Source organism: Sphingomonas bacterium (genome assembly GCF_903643035.1).
In the GTDB taxonomy this organism is placed as follows: domain Bacteria; phylum Pseudomonadota; class Alphaproteobacteria; order Sphingomonadales; family Sphingomonadaceae; genus Sphingomonas.
In genome coordinates, this window is sequence record NZ_CAHJWW010000190.1 from 1 (window position 1) to 5,303 (window position 5,303).

General features: G+C 70.5%; 5 protein-coding genes. All 5 read right to left on the reverse strand.

Features of this window, described 5'->3' with window-relative positions; all coding sequences use genetic code 11:
* A partial coding sequence (locus HUV01_RS11545; RefSeq protein WP_217430994.1) for a sialate O-acetylesterase occupies positions 1-652 on the reverse strand: 652 nt, incomplete at its 3' end.
* 19 nt (positions 653-671) lie between these two features.
* Entirely contained in the window at positions 672-1,805 is a 1,134-nt protein-coding gene (locus tag HUV01_RS11550) for a glycosyltransferase family 4 protein (protein WP_217430995.1), read from the reverse strand.
* 52 nt (positions 1,806-1,857) lie between these two features.
* Complete coding sequence (locus tag HUV01_RS11555) at positions 1,858-2,658, reverse strand: class I SAM-dependent methyltransferase (protein WP_174298394.1); 801 nt, start codon at positions 2,656-2,658, stop codon at positions 1,858-1,860.
* A gap of 50 nt (positions 2,659-2,708) precedes the next feature.
* Positions 2,709-3,863: a glycosyltransferase family 4 protein gene (locus tag HUV01_RS11560; protein WP_174298395.1), complete on the reverse strand. Its 1,155-nt coding sequence runs from the start codon at positions 3,861-3,863 to the stop codon at positions 2,709-2,711.
* Positions 3,860-5,303: oligosaccharide flippase family protein (locus HUV01_RS11565; protein ID WP_217430996.1), on the reverse strand; the 1,444-nt coding region annotated here is incomplete at its 5' end. The genes HUV01_RS11560 and HUV01_RS11565, both read right to left, overlap by 4 nt.

Here is a 5,303-nt window from a genome sequence, read left to right on the forward strand (position 1 = left end):
CCGCGAAGTCGCCCCCCGCGTCGCGCAGCGCGCCCACGAGGGCGGCAAGATCGGCCCGGTAGCCGGGCGCCAGCGCCGCGGTCGCGTCCGCCTCCCCCTGCTGCCACCAGACAAGGCGGAGGCGCGGGGCATAGCCGCGTGCCCGAAGGGCGGCGAGGCCGGTGCGCACGAAGGCCCGCGCGCCGTCGAGCAACTCGCCCCGGGAACGGGTGCTCCAGTCCGGCACGGCGTCGCCCGAACAGCCAAGCTGGGTCCCGGCGGCGGTGTAGCGCAGCACGGCCAGTCTGCTTGCGGGATGGGCGGAGCGGTACCGGAGCGCATAGGCCAGCTCCGCGGCCCAATAGCCGGCGGGCTTGCCGCTTTCGACCCCGGTCGCGGCGTTGGGCGCATAGGTGACGAGGCGCGTGCCGTTCCACGCCAGTACGGCCGGATCGACCGGGTAGCCCGTCGCGCGGTCGAACTGGTATCCGGTCGCGTTGCTCTGCCCCAGGACGAGGATCACGTCGATCCGCCCGCCCGGCGCGGCGATGCGGGTCCGCGCCGCCGTCGCCGTCCGGCCGGGCGGCGAGGCTCCCTCGCCCGGCCGGGACACGAGGCCCGCGACGGTCGCGACCAGCGTCAGCGCGAGGCCGCGTGCATGGATGTGCCGCATCGATGATCCCGGGCGAGCCCTACGCCTTCAGCAGCACGTCCAGCGTCGCCTCGGCGCAGGTCGTCCAGCTGTAGCGATCGGCCTGTGCGTAGCCGGCCGTGCGCATCCGCTCGCGCAGCCCGGGCGTGTCGAGCACCTCCTCGACCGCGGCGACGATCGCGTCGACGTCGCCCGGGTCGCAATAGCGGGCGGCGGCGTCGCAGCGTTCGCGCAGCGAGGGGATGTCGCCGGCGACCACCGGACAGCCGCAGCCCATCGCCTCGATCGGCGGCAGCGGCGACGCTTCGTAGAACGAGGGGAACAGGAAGCAGTGCGCCGACCGGTAGGCGGCGAGCAGCCTGTCCCAGTCGTTGACCTGGCCCAGGAAGCGGATGTGGTCCTTCACGTCGTCGGGCACCGCGGCGATCGTGGCGTTCAGCCCCTTGGCCACGCCGCCCACGAAGACGAACCGCGCCCCCCGGCGCCGCGCCATGCGGATCGCGACCTCCAGCAGGCCGGGGAAGTTCTTGCGCTTGCTGAGCGAGCCCACGTACAGGACCGTCTCTCGCTCGGGTGGGTCCGGCGCCTGTTGCTCGATGCCGACCGGCAACCCGCCGTTCTGGATCGCCACCAGCCGCGCGGCGGCGAAGGGGTAATGCTCCAGCATCGCCCGCCGCTCGGACTGCGACACGGTTATGACCCGCCGCGCGCGCCGCAGGATGATCGGCACCATGAAGTTGTAGAACAGCTTGAACCCGCGGCTATAGGCTTCGGGGAAGTAGCGATAGGACAGGTCGTGGACGGTCACGACCACCTTGCCCCGGCCGAGCAGCGAGCGCAGCGGCGCGGTGTTGGTGAGGCAGAACAGCGTCGCGCCGCCGAGGTGGCGCGGCAGGTCGAGCTGCTCCCAGCCATGCCCCCGGCGGCGTCCGACGACCTCGTGGCGGATGTTGCGCAGGGCTGGGACCTCGCCGGCCGCGATCGGCGGCGTCAGCAGGCGGACCTTCAGCTCCGGGCGCGTATCCAGCAGCGCGTCGAACGCCCCCAGCAACTCGCGCGCATACCGCTGGACGCCCGTGACCGACTGGGTGAGGAAGCGCCCGTTGATGACCAGTTCGATGGTGATGACCTTCCGTTCTTTCGCCCGTCCTTCGACCAAGCGCGACCGCCGCACGCGACCTGCACGTCGGCCTGTCGGCGCGACGCCGGCGCGACGCCGGCGGGCGCTATCGCTTGCGCGCGATCACGTACATGGACGTCGGGGCGATCTTCTGGAGAACGGTCCTGCGGTGATAGCGCATGTTCCACGACGTCAGCTTCGACATGACGCGATCGGCCAGCACCACGGCACGCGAGTTGTACGCGAACCTGATGCCGAACAGCCGGGCGAGCCGCGGCGTCAACGGCACCATGCAGGGCTTTGCCGACACGATGTCGAACCCGGCCTTGTCGATCATGCCGGTCAGGATCTGCGGCGGGATGCCGCGCTCGCGGCTCGTCAGCCCCTGCCGGCGCTGACGCCAGTCGCCCATCGAGAAGATCGGCTCGCGCAGCACCAGCGTGCCGCCGGGCTTGAGGACGCGGTGCAGTTCGCCGACGACATGGCTCACGTTGGGAATGTGGTGGACGACGCCCAGGCACACCGCGAGGTCGACCGACGCCTCCGCCAGCGGGACGTCGCCGTTCATCGCCGGCTTGATATAGTGCGCGGGCTTGCCGCCGATGGAGTCCTTCCACCATTTCTCGGCCGGCTCCAGCGCGATGAAGCGGTCGACGCTGCCGGCGAGCGCCTCGACATCGGCGCCGTCGGCGCAGCCGAACGCCAGGCAGGCGTCGAAATGCCGCTCGCGCAGCTCGTCGAAGGCGTGGATGTCGTTGAACGCGCGGTACTCATACTCGGGAATCTCGTGCGCGAGGTCGTAATAGGCCTCTTCCTCGTCGCGATACCATTGCTCGATGGCCTGCGCGTCGAAGTCGTCATCATACAGGCGCTGACCCGCGACGTACGGCTTTACGTCAATGTCCATCGTGTCTCACCCCTGCCACCATCTTCGAACCGTCGAGCACAGCCATCCGATCATCCCTCCGGCATCACCGCGCGCACGACCTTATCCAGGCTGCGCGCCGAATGGGAGGGGGTCCATTCCCCGATGATCGCGCGCGACCGCTCGCCCATCGCCTCGCGGTCGGCGGCCAGCAGCCGCGCGATCGCGGCCGCCAGCGCGTCGACGTCCTGCGCGGCGAAGACGAAGCCGTTGCTCCCGTCGTGGACGAGGTCGCTCGCCGCGCCGCACGCGTCGCTGACGATCACGGGAAGGCCCGCGCTCATCGCCTCGTTGACGACGAGACCCCAGGGATCGTCCCGCGACGAGAGCACCAGCGCGTCGGCGGCGAAATAATAGTCGGCGAGCGCGTCGGCCTGCCTGAAGCCGGCGAAGTGCGTCGCGACGCCGCAGGCGCGAGCGCGCGCGCGCAACGCCTCCTCCAGCGGCCCGGAGCCGACGACCAGCAATCCCGGCCGCCCCGCCTCGGGCAGGCGGGCGATGGCGTCGATCGTGCAATCGACGCGCTTGCGCTCGATGAGATAGCCGCAGCTCAGCAGCAACGGGCCGTCGAGCGGCACGCCCAGGTACCGGCGCACCTCCTGCCGGCTCGCGCCCGTCCATCGCCGGCGGGCCGCGGCGATCGCGGCGTCGGCGTGGCTGAGGTACTGGTTGAACACGGGCCTGGACGCCGGGATGCCGATCTGTTCGCGCAGGTATCGCTCGCCGACGATGCCATTGGCGAAGAAGCCGTCCGCCAGCCTCGCGGTGGCGCGCTTGAGCGCCAGTATCGCCCTGCCCTCGTGGCCGAAGCGCGCGGGGCTGAAGCCGTCGAACAGCAGGATCACGGGCTTGCGCATCACCCGCGCCCACATCCCGGCGGCGAGGTAGCTCGCCTGCTCGAAGCCGCCGAGCATGACGATGTCGTGCCGTGCCACCATCCGGCGCAGCCCCCGGTTGAGCTTGCCGTACCTGTCCGTCTCCAGCACGATCGGCAGCCGGCGTTCCACCACGCCCCCGCCGATGTCGCCGGCCCGCCAGCCGCGTCCCTGATCGTCGGCGTCGGTGTAGAACACCGACAGCGACAGTTCCGGATTGAGCGCCGCCCAGGCCGCCGCCATGTCCCGGCGATAGGGCGAGGGGATGTTGGTGAGATAGGCGAGCCGCCGCCGCCGGACGGGTGCGGTCATGCCGCCTCTCCCGCAAGCGCGCCCACCGGGCCGGCGGGCGGAAGGTCGGACGGCGCGAGGTGGAGCGGCCGCGCCAGCGCGCGACGGACAATCAGCGGCAGCGTCCAGGCGGTGACCGCCAGCCCGGCGATGCACAGCGCCAGCCCGGTGCCGACCACACCGTAACGCGGCACCAGGACGCTGCCCAGCACCAGCACCAGCGCCCCTTCGCAAAAGGTGATCCACGCCACCGCCCACAGCCGGCCCAGCCCGAACAGCACGGTGGCATGGCAGTGATTCCACATCCAGATCACGAAATAGACGCCGAGCACGGCGTTGAGCGCCGGTCCCGGGCGGACGTGGCTGCCCGCCCACAACGGGATCAGCGCGGGGCCGAACAGCGTCAGCCCGATCGCGACAAGCGTGCAGAACGCCATCGCCGAGCCGATCAGGCGGCGGTACGCCTTCACGATCCAGTCGCGGTCGCCCCGCACCACCGCGTCGGTGATCGCCGGCCACAGCGGCATGCTGATCATCAACACTCCAGTCGACAACAGCTGCAGCAACCGGAACACGATCGCGAACGGCGTCAGCCCTCCGGCGCCGATCAGATGGCCAAGTTGTAGAATCGACAGGTTGTGCATCATCAGCACCGCGATCTGCACCACCCAGAACGCCAGGCTGGACGCGACGAGCGGCCGCAACTCGGCGCGGCTGACGTAGCGCCAGCGCGGAAAGAGGTAGCGGCGCGACCTCACCAGCAGCAGGACGACGTTCACGCCCTTGCCGAGCACCATCGATCCGAAGACCGCGAGCGCGAAGCCGGGAACGGTCGGCCAGAACAGCGCCACCCAGAAGATCATCAGCAGCGACGCCAGATTCTCCAGCGAACTCATCAGGTTGTTGATGAAATCGTCCTGATACGCCGAGCGCGCGGCCTCGCCGATGCTGAAGACGACCTGCGCGACGAGGAAGGTGCCGACGATGACGATGCTGGTGACGATCTCCGAGTGGAAGCGCGCACCGGACGCCCCGAACAGCGTGTCGATGTACGGCATGCCGACCGCGAACGCGGCGACCAGCAGCACGGTGATGAACGCCGCGATGCCGAGCAGCAGGAACATCGCGTTGGAGAACAGCACGCGCTCGCGCTCGCGCTCGCCGCGGTTCCACGCGATCGCCAGTTCGCGCGTGAGCCCCGGACCGATCCCGAGCCGCCCCAGGTCGATCCAGACGAGCGCGGACACCAGCATGATGTAGATGCCGAACCGCTCCGGCCCCAGCGAGCGGACCGCGAGCGGGAAGGCGAGGAACTGCACAATCAGCCCCAGCGCCTTGGACCCTGCGCTGGTGAGGAACGCCAGCCGGACCCGGCCGGCGCGGAACGCCCGGCGTTCGGCGTGGATCGAGTCGGTCATGGCCGCCCGCCCGCGAGCCCGCCGGCGATCCGGTCGCCGAACG